General features: G+C 59.7%; 11 protein-coding genes and 1 pseudogene. 9 read left to right on the top strand and 3 right to left on the bottom strand.

The features are described 5' to 3' along the window. The first annotated feature begins 38 nt into the window (after nt 1-38). The 3 genes from N2600_RS15890 (at nt 39) to N2600_RS15880 (ending at nt 3,070) form a co-directional block, all read left to right on the top strand. Nucleotides 39-641, top strand: coding sequence for a thymidine kinase (locus tag N2600_RS15890; protein ID WP_260296762.1), 603 nt, complete (start codon nt 39-41; stop codon nt 639-641). Nucleotides 642-715: 74 nt separating this feature from the next. Further along, nucleotides 716-1,789: a hypothetical protein gene (locus N2600_RS15885; RefSeq protein WP_260296761.1), complete on the top strand. Its 1,074-nt coding sequence runs from the start codon at nt 716-718 to the stop codon at nt 1,787-1,789. Between the two features lie 150 nt (nt 1,790-1,939). Continuing rightward, a complete protein-coding gene (locus N2600_RS15880; protein WP_260296760.1) occupies nt 1,940-3,070 on the top strand; it encodes a DUF2333 family protein in 1,131 nt (376 codons plus the stop codon). Nucleotides 3,071-3,101: 31 nt separating this feature from the next. Here the strand turns inward: N2600_RS15880 and N2600_RS15875 are convergent, their stop codons facing one another. After that, on the bottom strand, nt 3,102-4,097 hold the full coding sequence (locus tag N2600_RS15875) for a LacI family DNA-binding transcriptional regulator (protein ID WP_260296759.1): 996 nt from the start codon (nt 4,095-4,097) through the stop codon (nt 3,102-3,104). A gap of 178 nt (nt 4,098-4,275) precedes the next feature. Between N2600_RS15875 and N2600_RS15870 the strand changes: the two genes are divergently transcribed. From N2600_RS15870 to N2600_RS15850, 5 genes are all read left to right on the top strand, one after another. After that, nucleotides 4,276-7,020: a glycoside hydrolase family 2 protein gene (locus N2600_RS15870; RefSeq protein ID WP_260296758.1), complete on the top strand. Its 2,745-nt coding sequence runs from the start codon at nt 4,276-4,278 to the stop codon at nt 7,018-7,020. A 47-nt stretch (nt 7,021-7,067) separates the two neighbouring features. Further along, a complete protein-coding gene (locus N2600_RS15865; RefSeq protein ID WP_260296757.1) occupies nt 7,068-8,162 on the top strand; it encodes an ABC transporter ATP-binding protein in 1,095 nt (364 codons plus the stop codon). 76 nt (nt 8,163-8,238) lie between these two features. Beyond that, the gene (locus tag N2600_RS15860; protein WP_260109170.1) at nt 8,239-9,498 is read left to right on the top strand and encodes a hypothetical protein; all 1,260 of its coding nucleotides are present in this window, start codon (nt 8,239-8,241) and stop codon (nt 9,496-9,498) included. Nucleotides 9,499-9,564: 66 nt separating this feature from the next. Continuing rightward, entirely contained in the window at nt 9,565-10,458 is an 894-nt protein-coding gene (locus tag N2600_RS15855) for a carbohydrate ABC transporter permease (RefSeq protein ID WP_260296756.1), read from the top strand. Nucleotides 10,459-10,553: 95 nt separating this feature from the next. Further along, on the top strand, nt 10,554-11,336 hold the full coding sequence (locus N2600_RS15850; protein WP_050561851.1) for a carbohydrate ABC transporter permease: 783 nt from the start codon (nt 10,554-10,556) through the stop codon (nt 11,334-11,336). 51 nt (nt 11,337-11,387) lie between these two features. Here the strand turns inward: N2600_RS15850 and N2600_RS15845 are convergent. Together N2600_RS15845 and N2600_RS15840 are read right to left on the bottom strand one after the other, a co-directional pair. Beyond that, a pseudogene (locus tag N2600_RS15845) lies at nt 11,388-11,818 on the bottom strand (diguanylate cyclase); the annotation flags it as partial. Between the two features lie 46 nt (nt 11,819-11,864). Further along, nucleotides 11,865-12,590, bottom strand: coding sequence for a helix-turn-helix transcriptional regulator (locus N2600_RS15840; protein WP_260109169.1), 726 nt, complete (start codon nt 12,588-12,590; stop codon nt 11,865-11,867). Nucleotides 12,591-12,918: 328 nt separating this feature from the next. On the opposite strand from N2600_RS15840, the gene N2600_RS15835 reads away from it, so the two are divergent. Next, nucleotides 12,919-14,568: a COG3904 family protein gene (locus N2600_RS15835; protein WP_260109168.1), complete on the top strand. Its 1,650-nt coding sequence runs from the start codon at nt 12,919-12,921 to the stop codon at nt 14,566-14,568. Nucleotides 14,569-14,669: the final 101 nt, after the last annotated feature.

Raw genomic sequence — 14,669 nt, 5'->3', positions numbered from 1 at the left:
ATTCCGAGCTTTCAATAAGCCGATTAAGGAGAAATCGGATGGCAAAACTCTATTTCAACTACTCGACGATGAACGCCGGCAAGTCGACGATGCTGCTGCAGGCCTCCTACAATTACCAGGAGCGCGGCATGCGCACGGTGCAACTGATTGCCGCCTTCGACGAGCGCGCCGGCCGCGGCGTCATCGGCTCGCGGATCGGCTTGGAAGCGAGCGCCATTCCCTTCGAGCCGCATGAGGATCTGTTCCGGCTCGTCGCGGCGCTGAGCGGCGAAGGCGCGCCGATTTCCTGCATCTTCGTCGACGAGGCGCATTTCATGACGCCTGTTCATGTCTGGCAGCTTGCCCGCGTCGTCGACAGGCTTGGTATCCCTGTCATGGTCTACGGACTGAGAACCGATTTCCAGGGCAAGCTGTTTCCGGCCTCGCAGGAACTGCTGGCGATCGCCGACAAAATGCGCGAGGTGCGCACGATCTGCCATTGCGGGCGCAAGGCGACGATGGTTGTGCGGCTCGGCGCGGACGGAAAAGTACTGCACGAAGGCGCCCAGATCGACGTCGGCGGCAACGAGAAATATGTCTCGCTGTGCCGCAGGCATTGGGACGACGCGATGAACGGAGCCTGGATCGCAGAGCCGGTCTGAAGCCGGCGACGCCGCCTGTTTTCTTTAGCGCCGCAAGCGACTAGCTTGAGCAGGAGATTCCCTGGAGAGATCAGGTGCGCAAACCCCCGCCATTCGATAGCCAGTACGAAGCTGCAGGCAGCTTTGCCGAGAGGATTGCGGCCGAGGGAGCCTATTGCGTGGCGGCGATCGGCGCCTTCAGCGGCGAGGAAACGCGGTCGGCCGACGAGGTCTTCCTGGAACAGAATGCCCGCTTCAAAGCCCATATCGCCGACGCTGCGGCGCTCGACGCCCAACTGGCCGAGCTGGTCTTTTCTCTTGACCGGCTGACGGCCGAGGTTTCTGCCGATCTCGATAGTTTCCGGGGGCTGACGCTGCGTGAGAAGATGGCCGGCTGGGTGTCGCGCCAGCGGATGTGGCGCATGTATACCGAACGTGTGCGCGAGGCGCCGGTCATCGAGCGGCTGCTCGAACTTTTGAGGAAATCGGACGCGCTTGCCAGGCTGATCGCCGGCCAGCGCACCTCGCTCACCGAACGGCACAGGGCAGCCGAACGCAGCCTTGTCGATATTGTCGAGCAGCGGCGCCGGCTGGTCGATTCCATCGATATCGCCCGCCTCAAGATGAAGGAGCTCAATGCCAAGGCGCTGACCACGCAGGGCCGTATCGGCGTCTATGGCAACAGGGCTCATTGGGAGCAGATGGAGGCGGAACGGCGGGCGCTGAAGGCCGAGGCCGAGCGAATTTCCGCCGAAGAGCACGAGATGCGAGACGACAGCCAGCGGCGCGAGCGCTTCATCGGCCTGTTCCAGGCCTTTGTCGATTCGCTGAACGGCCGGATCGCCGCCTGCAATGTGCTGCTGCGCAAGCTGTTGATAGACGTCGAGGAGCGGCTGATCATCTACCAGGCGCAGGTCGATACCGACAGGCCGGGCATGAAGGCGAGGATCAAACCGGAACTCTTTCCCGATATCGCCACGCCGATCAGGCTGTTCGAGAAGGGCATGCTGGTCGCCCAGGATCTGGAGCAGCGCAAGAGCCGCGCCGATCTCGAATTCACAAGAAGGTTTCCGACCTATGCCGAGCCGTCGGCGGTAACATCGGGAGGGCCTCTGATCGATACGGCGCGCAGGTCCTTGCGCTTCCGCCTGCCTCTCCTGCGCTCCTGACCGGCAGGGCGCGGGCAATACGCCTCTTGCATAATGCTCTCATTCCGAAAAATCGAAGGGCTCGTGTTGTGCTCGGCCCATCGAGCGCATATGTGGGATGCAGCGGGGCGGCAACGTCCCGATGTTCGCCTCGCCTGACAGGAGACGACGATGCTTGACCGGATAGCCGGTTTTTTCAGGCTGATCGGCCAGACGATCGGCCGCTGGGCCCGCCTGTTTTCCGCCTGGGCTTTCTGGCCCTTTCTTGCCGCGCACGGCTGGTATCAGCGCCGGAGCTGGATGATCCGGCTGCCGGTCATCGCGTTCGTGGCGCTGCTGGTCGTGCTCTACGGTTATTTCTTCTGGCAGACGCAGGTCTGGACGAATTTCAACCCCGCCTTCGTCGACCAGTACCGGCTTTCCGAACGCAAGGTCGCAGCCGGGCAGGACGTGTCGGCAGCCGACGGCGCGGCCGCGACGGCGCCGAAGACTTGCCAGCGCTCGGCGATCGTCGACGTCGCGGCCGATCTGACCGATTTCAATGTCAACCAGAACGCATGGATCTCCTCCATGCTGCTCTACAAGATGGGCTTCTTCGGCATCGACTGGGATCACACGCCCTTCCTCGACAACAAGGCGTCGTTCCAGCGCGGCGTCAACCAGGCGGTCCGGCGGACTTCGGCGGAGCTTGTCGATACGCTCGGACGCGTGCGCGGCACATCGGGCATCAACAATGACCTGCAGAGCGCGCGCGGCAATCTGCAGTTTGACGAAAACAGCTGGTATTTCGGGCTCAATCCCTTCGGGCCGAAGACGCCGACGCCTTCCTATTACCGCTCGGCGATCGGCAGCCTGCGCAAGTTCAACACCGATCTCGCCCTCTGCAATGTTGTTTTCGACGGCCGCGCCGACAATTTGATGCAGTTTATCGACCGCATTGCCAACGATCTCGGCGGCACCTCCGACATGCTCGCCGAGCGCTCGGAAAACCACAATCGCGGCTGGTTCGATACACGCGCCGACGACCGGTTCTGGTTCGCCTATGGCCAGCTCTATGGCTACTACGCGATCATGGCAGCCGCCCAGGCGGATTTCTCGCAGGTGGTGGCGGAACGCAATCTCGGAACGATCTGGGCCGGGACCATGCGGCAGTTCCAGGCGGCGCTCCGCATCCAGCCGGCGATCATCTCCAACGGGCGCGAGGACGGCTGGATCATGCCGAGCCATCTCGCCACCATGGGCTTTTATATTCTGAGGGTGCGCTCGAACCTCGTCGAGATCCGGTCGGTGCTCGATCGCTAGGTCATCAAGTCGCGAAGAATCCCCACTTGCGTTAACGAGGCGGGGCGATGGAAGCGCGCAGGATTAACTGGCATTCCATCTTCAGCCGCACTGGTGTCCTCTTCGGCTGCGCCACCTTTTCCAGAAGCTCAGCCACCGCCCATTGGCCCATCTCCTCGTGCGGCAGTTTCAGCGTGGTGAGTGGCGGCAGGATTTTTCGGGCAAGGCTGTCATCATCGAAGCCGACGACGGAAATGTCTTCGGGGATTTTCAAGCCTCTTATTCTGATTGCATCATAGGCGCCCATTGCCACCCGGTCTGAAAAACAGAATACCGCAGTCGGCGGGGACGGCAGGTCGAGCAACTGCAGCATTTTCTCGCGCCCGAGGTCGAGCGACCAGGCGCCGGACACAATCAGCTCTGGATCCACCGCGATATCGTAGGTGGTAAGCGCCTGGCGGTAACCGTTTAAACGATCTCGGGACGCCTCAAGCCGCTCCTTGCCCGCGTCGATCATGGCTATGCGGCGATGTCCGGCCTTGATTAGTGTCTCCGTCGCCGCAAAACCGCCGGCAAGATCGCCAGGAATGATCGACGAGAACTCGGCCCGCTGCTGATGGCAGTTCAAGAGCACGGTGGGGTAGTTGGCAAGTTTGGAGGGCAGCACTGGCGCCAACTGGGTGATGAGGGTGGCGTAGACCACTCCGACAATCTGACGCCGGCCCAGATAATCGAGAATGACCTCTGCGAATTCGACCTGTCCGCCGGTAACGACGGTGATCGCCGCCAAGCCCCGTTCTTCTGCTGCCTCACGCACGCCTTCAATCAGCGGCGCGGCGTGATGCGAAGCCATCAGATCGTCGATCAAAAGCACGATGATGCCGCCGATCGGGCCATTGACGGGCGTGGTCTTCTGATAGCCAAGCTCCTCGGCCACAGCCAGCACATGACTGCGCATCTTCTCGGAAACGCGCTTGCCGGGCGCCTCGTTCAGCACCAGTGAAACCGTCGCGTGCGAAACGCCGACCTTTGCAGCGATGTCGGACATTGTCGGTCGTTTCGTTATTTTGTCGTTCACGCAGTTTCTCTCTCGGACAGTTGGCATGCACGTTAGAAAATCTAACGGACAATGTGAAGCGGCGGGCTTGCGGGGGTTACATTTTTAAGTTACGAAACCTGTCTGTAACTTATTTTGTGACTGCATCCAACTGGAAAGCTTGCGGCTCATGACCATCGCCTCCCGCCGTTTCGCCGACACCCATTCCGGGCCGCGTGCGCGCCTGTCTCTTGATGGGACCTGGGACTTTCGGCTGGAGGGACACGAGCCCGCGACGATTGCCGTGCCCGCTCCTTGGCAGGCGCACTTTCCGAATCTACGCGCCGCTGCGGGCGTCGCAACTTATTCGCGCAAGCTTACCGTGCCGCAGAAGTGGCAAGGTCGTCAGGTGATCGTGCATTTCGGCGCGGTGAACTATTTCGCCGAAGTATCGGTCAATGGCAGGCGCCTTGGCTCTCACGAAGGCGGCTATCTGCCGTTTGAATTTGTCATCCCCGCCGATCTGCTGGGCGGTGAAATGCGTCTTGACGTACGGGTCACGCTGCCGAGTTCTGACGGACAGGCTTTCCCCGCCTTTCCATTCGATGAAATCCCGCACGGCAAGCAGAGCTGGTACGGTATGTTGGGCGGCATCTGGCAGTCGGTCTGGCTTGAGTGCCGCTCTGAGGCGCATATCGCTCACCAGGGCATTCGCGCCGACCTCTCCACCGGCGGCGTGACGGTTGATGTCGAACTGGCCGCGGCCTTCACTGGTGCGTTGAACATTAGGCTTCTCGACCGCAATGGCGCAGTGGCGGCGTCCGCCGAGCTTGCTCTCAGCGGCGCGGCACACGCCTCGGTCGCGCTCAAGGTCGCCAAGGTGGAGGCCTGGTCGCTCGATGATCCCGCGCTTTACCGGGCTGTCGTCGAACTGCGTCAGGACGACGTCGTCATCGATGCCGACGTCCAGGATTTCGGCTTTCGGATGTTTGAAGCGCGAGACGGAAAGTTTTTCCTGAACGGCCAGCCATTCTATATGCGCGGCGCGCTGGATCAGGATTACTATCCCGAGGGCATCTACACCCCGCCGTCGTTGGAATTTCTGGAAGACCAGGCGCGTAAATCGAAGGAGCTCGGCCTCAACCTCCTGCGCTGCCATATCAAGGTTCCCGATCCGCGCTACTATGATGTAGCGGACCGCTTTGGCCTGCTGGTCTGGACGGAAATCCCCAACGTCCAGACGTTCACCGAGAAGTCGGCGCAGCGCCTGCTCGATACGATCGAAGGGATCCTGCGCCGCGACGGCAACCATCCCTCTATCGTGATCTGGACCATCATCAACGAAGACTGGGGGACGCGTCTTGTCGAAAGCGCCGATCAGCGGAGCTGGCTGGACAACGCCTACCATTGGCTGAAAAAGAAGGACCCCACACGGCTGGTGGTGGACAATTCCGCCTGCATTCCAAACTTCCATGTCGTCTCCGACATCGACGATTACCACTATTACGCCTCGGTTCCGGAAATGGCACGCGAGTGGGCCGATTGGGTTTCGGCCTTTGCCAAGCGGCCCGACTGGTCCTATTCGCCGAACGGCGATGCAAAACGGCGCGGCGACGAGCCGCTCGTCGTCTCCGAGTTCGGCGTCTGGGGCCTGCCGCATCCAGACAAGCTGCTGCAGGACGGCAAGGAGCCGTTCTGGTTCATCAACGGGCTGGAGTGGGACAGCGAAGGTGCGACCTATCCGCATGGTGTCGAGCAGCGCTTCCGCACCTTTCAGTTCGACAAGGTCTTTCCGTCCTTCGACTCCTTCATCGAGGACACGCAATGGCATCAGTTCAATGCCCTCAAGTTCGAGATCGAAGAAATGCGCCGCCATGCCTCGATCCAGGGCTATGTCATCACCGAGCTGACCGATCTGCACTGGGAAGCCAATGGCCTCATGGACATGGAGCGTAATACGCGCGCCTATCACAACCGTTTCCACGAGATTAACACCGACGTGGTCATCGTGCCGCGCATGCAGCGCTATGCGGCCTGGACAGGCGACGCTGCCAGCATCGAGCTCGAAATTTCGACGGGCGGCAAGGCGCTGCCAGCGACCGAACTGGGCTGGAGTGTCGATGGCGCAGCCGCCGGCAAGATGGCGGTCGAAGCGGTGGATGCGACGTCAGTGTGCCGCCTGCCGGCAATTGAACTATCCTTCGCCGCAGAAAAAGCCGGCACTCAGGTCAGTGTCCAGTTCACGCTGACCACCGGCGATAAGGAGTTGGCGCGCAACAGCCTCGATATCAGCGTCTATGCCCGTCGGTCCAAGCCTGTGCTTTCGGTTTCGTCCGCAGAGCCCGAGATCGCGCAATATCTGACCTCCCTTGGTTATGAGGTCGTAAACGCCGACAAGGCGCATGTGCGGGTTGTGTCGACATTGAGCCAGGCCGATATCGATGCCATGGAGCATGGCGCCCATTACGTGTCGCTGGCCGATGTTGCGCCCCTGTCGTTTGGCAATCTGCGCAACGACCAGCCAAACTGGAATTATCCGAGCGGAGGCGATCGCGGGCAGCCCATGCCGCAGATGCGCGTCACCGAACGCAACGGCACCATCTGGAAGGGCAACTGGGTCACCGGCTTCAGCTGGGTGAAGCGTTCCGGGGTATTTGAACGTCTGCCGGGCGGCCCGCTCACCGACCTATCCTTTGTCGGCGTCAACCCCAACCGCGTCATCACCGGCTTCCGACCGATCCATTTCGACGGGCTGGTCCATGCCGGCACGATGGCGGGTTGGATTCACAAGCCCTGCGCGACCATTGCCGAACGGCGGGTCGGCTCAGGTCGTATCGTGGCTACGACCTTCGGCCTGATGCGCGAACCCCCTGGGGCCGATCCGGTCGCGGCGACCTTACTCGATTGCATCATCGAGATGGCCGCCGCGGGATAGGCCGTTTTCAGAATTGAACCGCCGCACATGACCGGGAGGAGGTTTAGGTGGCCAAGACAGATGCAGGCGTGACCATCCGCAACGTTTCCAAGAGTTTTGGGGCGGTGGAAGTGCTCAACGACATCTCGCTCGGGATAGACAGCGGCGAGTTCATCGTCTTCCTGGGCGCTTCCGGCTGTGGCAAGTCTACCCTTCTGCGCATGATCGCCGGGCTGGAGACGGTTTCGGGCGGCGAAATCTGGATCGGCGGGCGCCGTGTCGACCAGCTTGCCCCCGGCCAGCGTGACGTATCCATGGTGTTCCAGTCCTATGCGCTCTATCCGCATATGAGCGTGCGAGAAAATCTTGCCTTTGGACTGGCCAATGTCGGTACGCCGAAAGCCGAGATCGCAACCCGCATTGCGACGGCGGCCAGGATGCTGGAGATGGACCATCTCCTCGACCGCAAGCCGGCGCATCTGTCCGGCGGCCAGCGCCAACGCGTTGCGATTGGCCGCGCCATCGTGCGTGAGCCAAAAGTTTTCCTCTTTGACGAACCCCTGTCGAACCTGGACGCCGGCCTGCGTACACGCACCCGTTTCGAACTGTCGCAGCTGCATGATCGTCTTGGCGCCACGATGGTTTTCGTAACCCATGATCAGATCGAGGCAATGACGCTGGCGACCCGGATTGTCCTTCTGAACAAAGGAAGGATCGAGCAGGTCGGCGCGCCCATGGATATTTATGCCCGCCCAAGCACACGCTACGTTGCCCAGTTCGTCGGCTCGCCGCCGATGAACTTCCTGCCGGCGGCACGGATTGAGAGCGGTCTGGACGGCGCGATTGTCACAACCGGCGGCGGCGTCGGGCTGCAAACCTCGGTTCCGTTCGACAGTTTGCCTGGTGCCAACCTCACGCTTGGCTTGCGGCCGGAGAGCCTGACGGTCTCGCCGCACGGCACGCTAAGGGGCAAAGTCGTCACAGTGCAGCAGATGGGCGACCGCTCTCTGGTCCACGCCGAACTCGCCGACGGGACGCAGGTCGTCGGCGTTGACGCCCCAATCACCACGGCCCGTGGTGGTTCCGAAATCGCGTTTGCCGTCGAAGGAGCGACGGCGATGCTGTTTGATGAAATGGGCAAAGGTTATCACGCGGCCGGCTAGGCTGCGGCGCGAGACAGCAAGGCCGCCCTCCGAAGGAGGTCCCGGCAGGAAAACCGATCATTCTGGAGGAGTGAGAATGCGTAACCTGTTGAAAACATCGATTGCGGCGTTCGCCGTCATGATTGCCTTCCCGGCATTTGCAGCCGAAAATGTCGTTTGGTGGGACTTTTTGTCGGGAGGCGACGGCGTGCGAATGAAGGCGCTGATTCAGCGCTTCAACGACGAACATAAGGACAAGATCCAAATCAAGGGCACCACCCTCGAATGGGGCATCCCTTATTACACCAAGCTGCAGACATCAACTGCTGTCGGCCAGGGACCTGACATCGCCACCTACCACCTGTCGCGCCTGGCCGGTGCGGTTTCGGCCAAGACCGTGTCGCCAATCGATCCGAAGGAGCTTCAGGCTGTCGGTTTGAAGGACAGCGACTATCCGCCGAATGCAATCGCCGCCTCGACGGTCGACAATATGCGCTACGCCGTACCGTTCGACGTGCACGGCGAGGTGCTCTACTACAACAAGAATGTACTGAAGGAACTTGGAGCATTGGGCAAGGACGGCAAGCCGACCGGCATCGATACGCTGGAAGGCTGGCGGGCGCTGTTGGCCAAGGCCAAGGAAGCCGGCAAGAACGGCGTCGTCATCGCGTCGTCCAGCGGCGATTTGCGCGACATCTATACTTTGTTCGGCCAATTGGGCGGTCAATTGACCACCGATGGCAAATTCCTGCAGGGCGACAATTTCGACAAGATGCAAAAGGCCTATGGCGAGATCACCAATTGGGTGAAGCAAGGCTGGGCGCAGCCCTATATCGACCCTGAAACCATCACTCCGACCTTCCTGGCCGGACAATCCGCCTTCTTCTTGAACGGCAACTGGGAGCTGCCGACCATGGAAACCGAAGTGGCCAAGGGCAGCGGCTTCGATTACGGCATGGTGAACATTCCCGCCTGGATGGGCAAGCCTGCCAACTGGGCGGACTCGCACTCGTTTGTCATGCCCAACAATGTCGGCGTGACCATGACGCCGGAAAAGCGTGCCGCAGTTCTCGAAGTCATCAGATGGATGAATGTGAACTCACTGGAATGGGCCGGCGCCGGCCATATCCCGGCTTATTTGCCGGTCAGCACGTCTGACGCCTATAAGGCGCTCAAGCCGCAAGCGGACTATGCCGCCATGGCGCTCAACGCCTTCTATATGCCGAAGACGCCGCTCACCGGCGCTGCGTCCAAGTTCGACGACGACTGGCAGAACATGGCGTCCGGACCGCTGAACGGCGACGGCGATCTGAAGGAGACACTGGAGACGTTCCGCGATCATATGAACTCTCAGTGACGTTTTCCTTCAACAGTCCCCGGGGCAGTTCCTGGCCCGGGATCGCATAACCGAGGCAGGTGATAGATGGCTGCAGTCAGCAACAAGAAGCAGGACAGCCTGATTGCAGCGCTGCTGGTCGCACCGGCCGTCATCGCGTTTCTGGTGATCTTTGCCTATCCGACGTGGCGCATGGTGGCGATGAGCTTCACCAATGCGCCGCTGATCGGTCCCGGCGAGTGGGTCGGCCTCGACAATTACGCGCGCCAACTCTATTCGCCTCAATTTCAGAAGGCGCTTCTGAACACGCTGTACTTCATCGTTCTGACCGTCATTCCCGGCACGTCTCTGGCGCTGTTCGTTGCCATGGGGGTCAATCGTCTGACCGGGCGCATACAGATGTTGGTCCTGGCGTGCTTTTTTCTGCCTTCCATTCTGCCGGTATCGGTGGTGACCCAGATCTGGATCTGGATCGCAAACATGCAATATGGCGTCATCCAGAATGTCATCGGCCTGTTTACCGGCGGCCGCCCGCTGCCGGTGCTGCGTTCGCCGACCTATTTCATGCCCTCCGTCGCCGTCGTCACGATCTGGTGGACGATCGGTTTCAACATTCTTCTGTTTCTTGCCGCCTTGCGCAGCATTTCGTCCGACATCTACGAAGCGGCGGCGCTCGACAATGCCAGCCGCTGGCGGGTGTTCTCAAAGATAACCTGGCCGCTGATCTGGCCGGTGACAGCGTTGGTGCTGACGCTGCAGCTGATTGCGCAGTTCAAGATTTTTTCGCAGCCGTATCTGCTCGGCTATTTCGCCCACACGCCGGCTGACGCGCAATCCGTGGTCATGACCGTCATCTACGACCTCGCCTTCAAGCAGAACAAGGGTGGAGAAGGTGCCGCCGTCGCTACCATACTGTTCATCATCATCCTGATTGCCTCCGTTTTCCAATATCAGTTCCTGCGGGCGCGAGGTGAAAAATGAGCGTTCTGGCAACCGATCAACAAGCGGCTCTGGCGCGGACGAACGGTAGCATTGCCGCAAGCAATTGGAGCGGCCGCGCGCTGACTGCTCTGGCCGTGCTCGGGGCGCTGATCTGGTTCTTCCCGCTTTACTGGGCGATCGTGACTTCGCTGAAATCCGACACTGAGGTGGCGAGCCCAGCATCCGGGTTGTTACCTAAAGAACCGACGATCGAGCCCTATCTCTACGTGATCGACCGCTCCAGTATCGTGCAATGGTATATCAACTCGGTCGGCACATCGACGATCATTGCGTTGGTGGTGCTGGCAGCCAGCGTCTGCTGTGCCTATGCCTTGAGCCAAATTCACTTTCCCGGCCGCCGCCTGATCTACGGCGCGCTGATTGCCTCGGTGATGGTCCCGGCGGAGGCGCTTATCATCAACCATTTCGTGCTGATGAACTCATTCGGGCTGATCAATAGCTGGGGCGGCATCATCATGCCGCAACTCGTGGTGCCATCGGTCATTATCATCCTCAAACAGTTCTTCGACCAGATCCCGAAGGAATTCCGCGAGGCGGCGATGCTCGACAATGCGGGCCATTTGCGAACGTTATGGAAGATCTATGTGCCGATGAACTGGGGCGTGATCATCGCGCTTGGTATCACGACCTTTATCGCGGCATGGAACAATTTCCTATGGCCGTTCCTGGTCGCGACTTCGGACGCCACAATCACCATTCCCGTCGGCATCACCCAGGTGAAGGACGTCTTCGGCGTGCGCTTTGCCAAGGACATGGCTGCGGCGGTATTGGCCGGTCTTCCCGTCGCCATACTCTACCTCCTCTTTCAGAAGCAGGTCACGCGCGCCATCATGCTCTCCGCCGGAATAAAGGGATAATGGGGCTTCGTGGGCATTTCTGTAATAACACCCTAGAGCGCCGCCCAAGTCGACGACACGCAGTTTCCCGACGAATTCATAGGTGATGCCGACGATGCCGCCGCCGATTTCATCGTCGCGGAAGCGACCGACGCTGCGCACCATCTTGTGGCCGCCAAGCCGGTTGTCGACGCGATAGACGAAATGGAAGCCGACGCCGTCAAGGCTCGCGTCTTCGAAGGTTTGGGCGATCAGGCTGCGATCGTCCTCGTGGAAACGTGACGTTAGCCTGTCAGGTTGATAGGGCCGTCGCTGTAGGGGAGGTCGAAGATCGCGTGGACGTCCTCGCTTGCAAAGAAATGTCCTGTCTCGATATCGATGCGCCAGAAGCCGAAAAGACGATAGGCAGCAAGCATCTGGACAACTTCAGCATCGGTGATGCCGATTTGAGCGCGGGATTGCTCTGTCTTGTTAGTGACGGGCTGTTCGAAGTGAACAGGCACGATTCCCCCAGATCACGGGACGACGTGCCGACTCTCTTCCGATTCCTCAGTTGATCAGCTTCAATCGAATTGCCTTAGCTACCAACTGGGTGCGGTTGACGCAATCGAGTTTTTTGATCGCGTTCGTCATATAGGCGTTCACCGTATGATCCGAGAGCGTCAGGATCTGGCCGATTTCGATCGAGGTCTTGCCCTGAGCAGTCCAGCGTACAACTTCTAGTTCTCTGGTCGATAGCGCGTTATGCGCGCATTCCTCGTTGCGCTTGACTGCATTGTATGCATCGAGTGCATGGAGAATGATCATTGCCAGCTCATTGATCTCGCTCTGGCCGAGTGCGGCGCGGTCGCCGCAGAACCAAAAGACCAGGCGCTGGCCGTCGGCTGCAATGGTCGGCATGGCAACACCCGCCGGTATGGCATGGCGCAGCATCAGGGCACGAAGTTCGGCGGGAAAGGCCTGGCCATTGACAGCGTCGTTGAGATGCCAGGCCGGCGGCACAACGGACTGCCTCAGCCTTAGGCCGAAAGGGCAGCCGCGCATCATGTGGGCGTGGTCGAAATCCCTGATATAGGCGGCCGGAAGCGAGCTCTCGATCAGCAGGGGTTTTAAGAGAAGATCTTCGGGGGAAGGAGCGTGCATCAGCGTCGCATGCGACAATCCGAAGGCTGTGGACACTCTGCCGAGCGCGTGCGCAAACAGGCTGCGGGTTCGAGCGGTCGCAAGCTCTGCCGAAAGCAATGACTGTCTTTCAGAGGTAGTCATGTAAGACATTTGTGCGCCCCGCCAGCCTCAATGTTAACGCTATCAAACATGGAAAGGCGGCCGGATGCTAGTCCCAATTGACTTAACGTCGGCCGATTTACTCATATTGTGTAAAATTATTGACAGCAGATCGCGCTTTAGTTGAGTTTCGACTTGCGGATATAGCGTTGTGGTATCTTTGATTTCCTCCATGCGCATCCGTCATGGGTTTCGCGCAGTGATGTAGGAAGAGAATCACCTTGGAAGAGCCTGGCGGCAACACTTGTCGAAAACCGGCTTGCTGGCGATCAATGCAATTGCTAAGCGTCTTACCATGTATAATTGAGGCAATTCAACCGTGCGTTCTGCGATTTCTTTTTCAGTGAAGTCCCTATTTTCCCTGATATTACTCGTTTTATTATTTCTAACCCTGCCGATAGGAGCGGCAACCTCGCAGGCCGCCGGGCAGAAGAAGCAGGCAGGGCAGCCGCCGATGCGCTTCATCCTCGTGCGCAGTCTCCTCTGCATGGAAGACTGTCCGGAATGGATATCGGCAGAGGGACGCATAACCTCCGATACGCCGGCCCAGCTCCGAAAAATTCTGAAGAAGATCGGCGATCGGAAATTGCCTATTGTCCTGCTTTCGGAGGGTGGCGAAGTAGACGCGGCCTATGCAATGGGCCGAATGATCCGCAAGGCCGGGCTGGAAACAGCGGTCGGCGGCACCCGGTTGAAGGATTGCCCGGCGGAAGATATGCGTTGCGATGCTGCTGTCGCGAAGGACGGGCCCTCGCTTGGCGACGCCTATTCCTATGGTGCATACTGCTTTTCCGCTTGTCCACTGGTGTTCGCCGGCGGGACTGTGCGTGCGGCGCCGCAATGGGCTTTCATCGGCGTCCACCAGATCACGACCATCTATAGCAAGGTGCGCGTTTCCTATCGCATCGAATACAAGATCGTGAACGGCAAGAAGACGGAAATTTCCCGCAAGGAGGTTGGACGCAAGTCAGCGGGGCAAAGCAGTTCGACCAAACTTGGAAAGAAGGCAACCGCTGCCCTGACAGTCTATCTGAAAGAAATGGGCGTCAGTGCCGATCTCATCGGTGTGATGATGAGTGCCACACCTGACAAAATCAATGTCGTACCGCCCGAAGACGCACTTCGAATGGGTCTCGCAACGGACGTGCTGGCGTATAACGAATGGCCCGGCATGCCGCTTTGCGCGTTGGATGCGGCGGCTGAGGCTGTTTGTCACCGCCGTCCGGCGACCGAGGGGCGGGCGCAGGATGCGGCGGCGATAACCAGCGAGACTCCGGCGGAAAATCGGCCGATGGATTTTCTGCTGCTGTATGACGGCAATTGCCAGGACGAATGCACACAGTGGATTTCTGCGGAAGGAGACATCACGCCGGAGACACCGGCTCAGTTCAAGGCAATCTTGAAAACGCTTGGCGAAAGAAAGCTGCCGGTCGTCCTTCAGTCTAATGGCGGGGACATGGATGCGGCTTTCGCGATGGGGCGTATGATCCGGGCTGCTGGCCTGGAGACCTCGATTGGCAGAACGCGGTTGCCGAACTGCCCGACGCTGGATCCGCGTTGCAAGGCGAGCATGGCAAAAAGCGGCCCGACCAAGGGCGAGGTCTCTGCCGGCGGCGCATACTGCCTTTCGACCTGTGCTCTGGTCTTGATCAGCGGAACGCCGCGGCTTGTCGGATATTCCGATATCGGCCTCGCCAGACCCACGACGGCTGAATATCCAAAATTCTTCGCCTATTTCGACGAGATGGGTGTCAGTTCCGCGACATTCGAGACGATGATGCTTGTGACATCGATCGAGCAAAAAACCATGCCTCGTTCTCAGGCGCTCGAGCTTGGCCTCATCAATGGTATCATCCCTTATGGTGACGAACCCGGCTATCGCTTGTGTGGACCTGATGCCAAGCAAAGTCTTCGATGCCCCAGAAAAGCTGAAGCAGAGATCGCTCCTGCTGCTGCTTCGCTAAATTGATATCGGAATGCGGAACAGGCACAGCTCAGCGTTTCGCGTCCGGCTGCCGCTTGGTCAAGCTCCGAAGGCGCCCGTGCCGCCCGCTAATCCTTAACTGACGC

Origin of the sequence: Rhizobium sp. WSM1274 (assembly GCF_025200775.1) — a bacterium.
Lineage (GTDB): Bacteria > Pseudomonadota > Alphaproteobacteria > Rhizobiales > Rhizobiaceae > Rhizobium > Rhizobium leguminosarum_I.
The sequence above is the reverse complement of the archived record's forward strand: the minus strand, read 5'-3'. Positions and strand labels throughout refer to the sequence as shown.

What these genes read in the sequence shown, in the direction of transcription:
- N2600_RS15840 (WP_260109169.1), bottom strand. Translation starts at nt 12,590, where the DNA reads ATGTCTTACATGACTACCTCTGAAAGACAGTCATTGCTTTCGGCAGAG.
- N2600_RS15890 (WP_260296762.1), top strand. Translation starts at nt 39, where the DNA reads ATGGCAAAACTCTATTTCAACTACTCGACGATGAACGCCGGCAAGTCG.
- N2600_RS15860 (WP_260109170.1), top strand. Translation starts at nt 8,239, where the DNA reads ATGCGTAACCTGTTGAAAACATCGATTGCGGCGTTCGCCGTCATGATT.
- N2600_RS15875 (WP_260296759.1), bottom strand. Translation starts at nt 4,097, where the DNA reads ATGTCCGACATCGCTGCAAAGGTCGGCGTTTCGCACGCGACGGTTTCA.
- N2600_RS15855 (WP_260296756.1), top strand. Translation starts at nt 9,565, where the DNA reads ATGGCTGCAGTCAGCAACAAGAAGCAGGACAGCCTGATTGCAGCGCTG.
- N2600_RS15870 (WP_260296758.1), top strand. Translation starts at nt 4,276, where the DNA reads ATGACCATCGCCTCCCGCCGTTTCGCCGACACCCATTCCGGGCCGCGT.
- N2600_RS15880 (WP_260296760.1), top strand. Translation starts at nt 1,940, where the DNA reads ATGCTTGACCGGATAGCCGGTTTTTTCAGGCTGATCGGCCAGACGATC.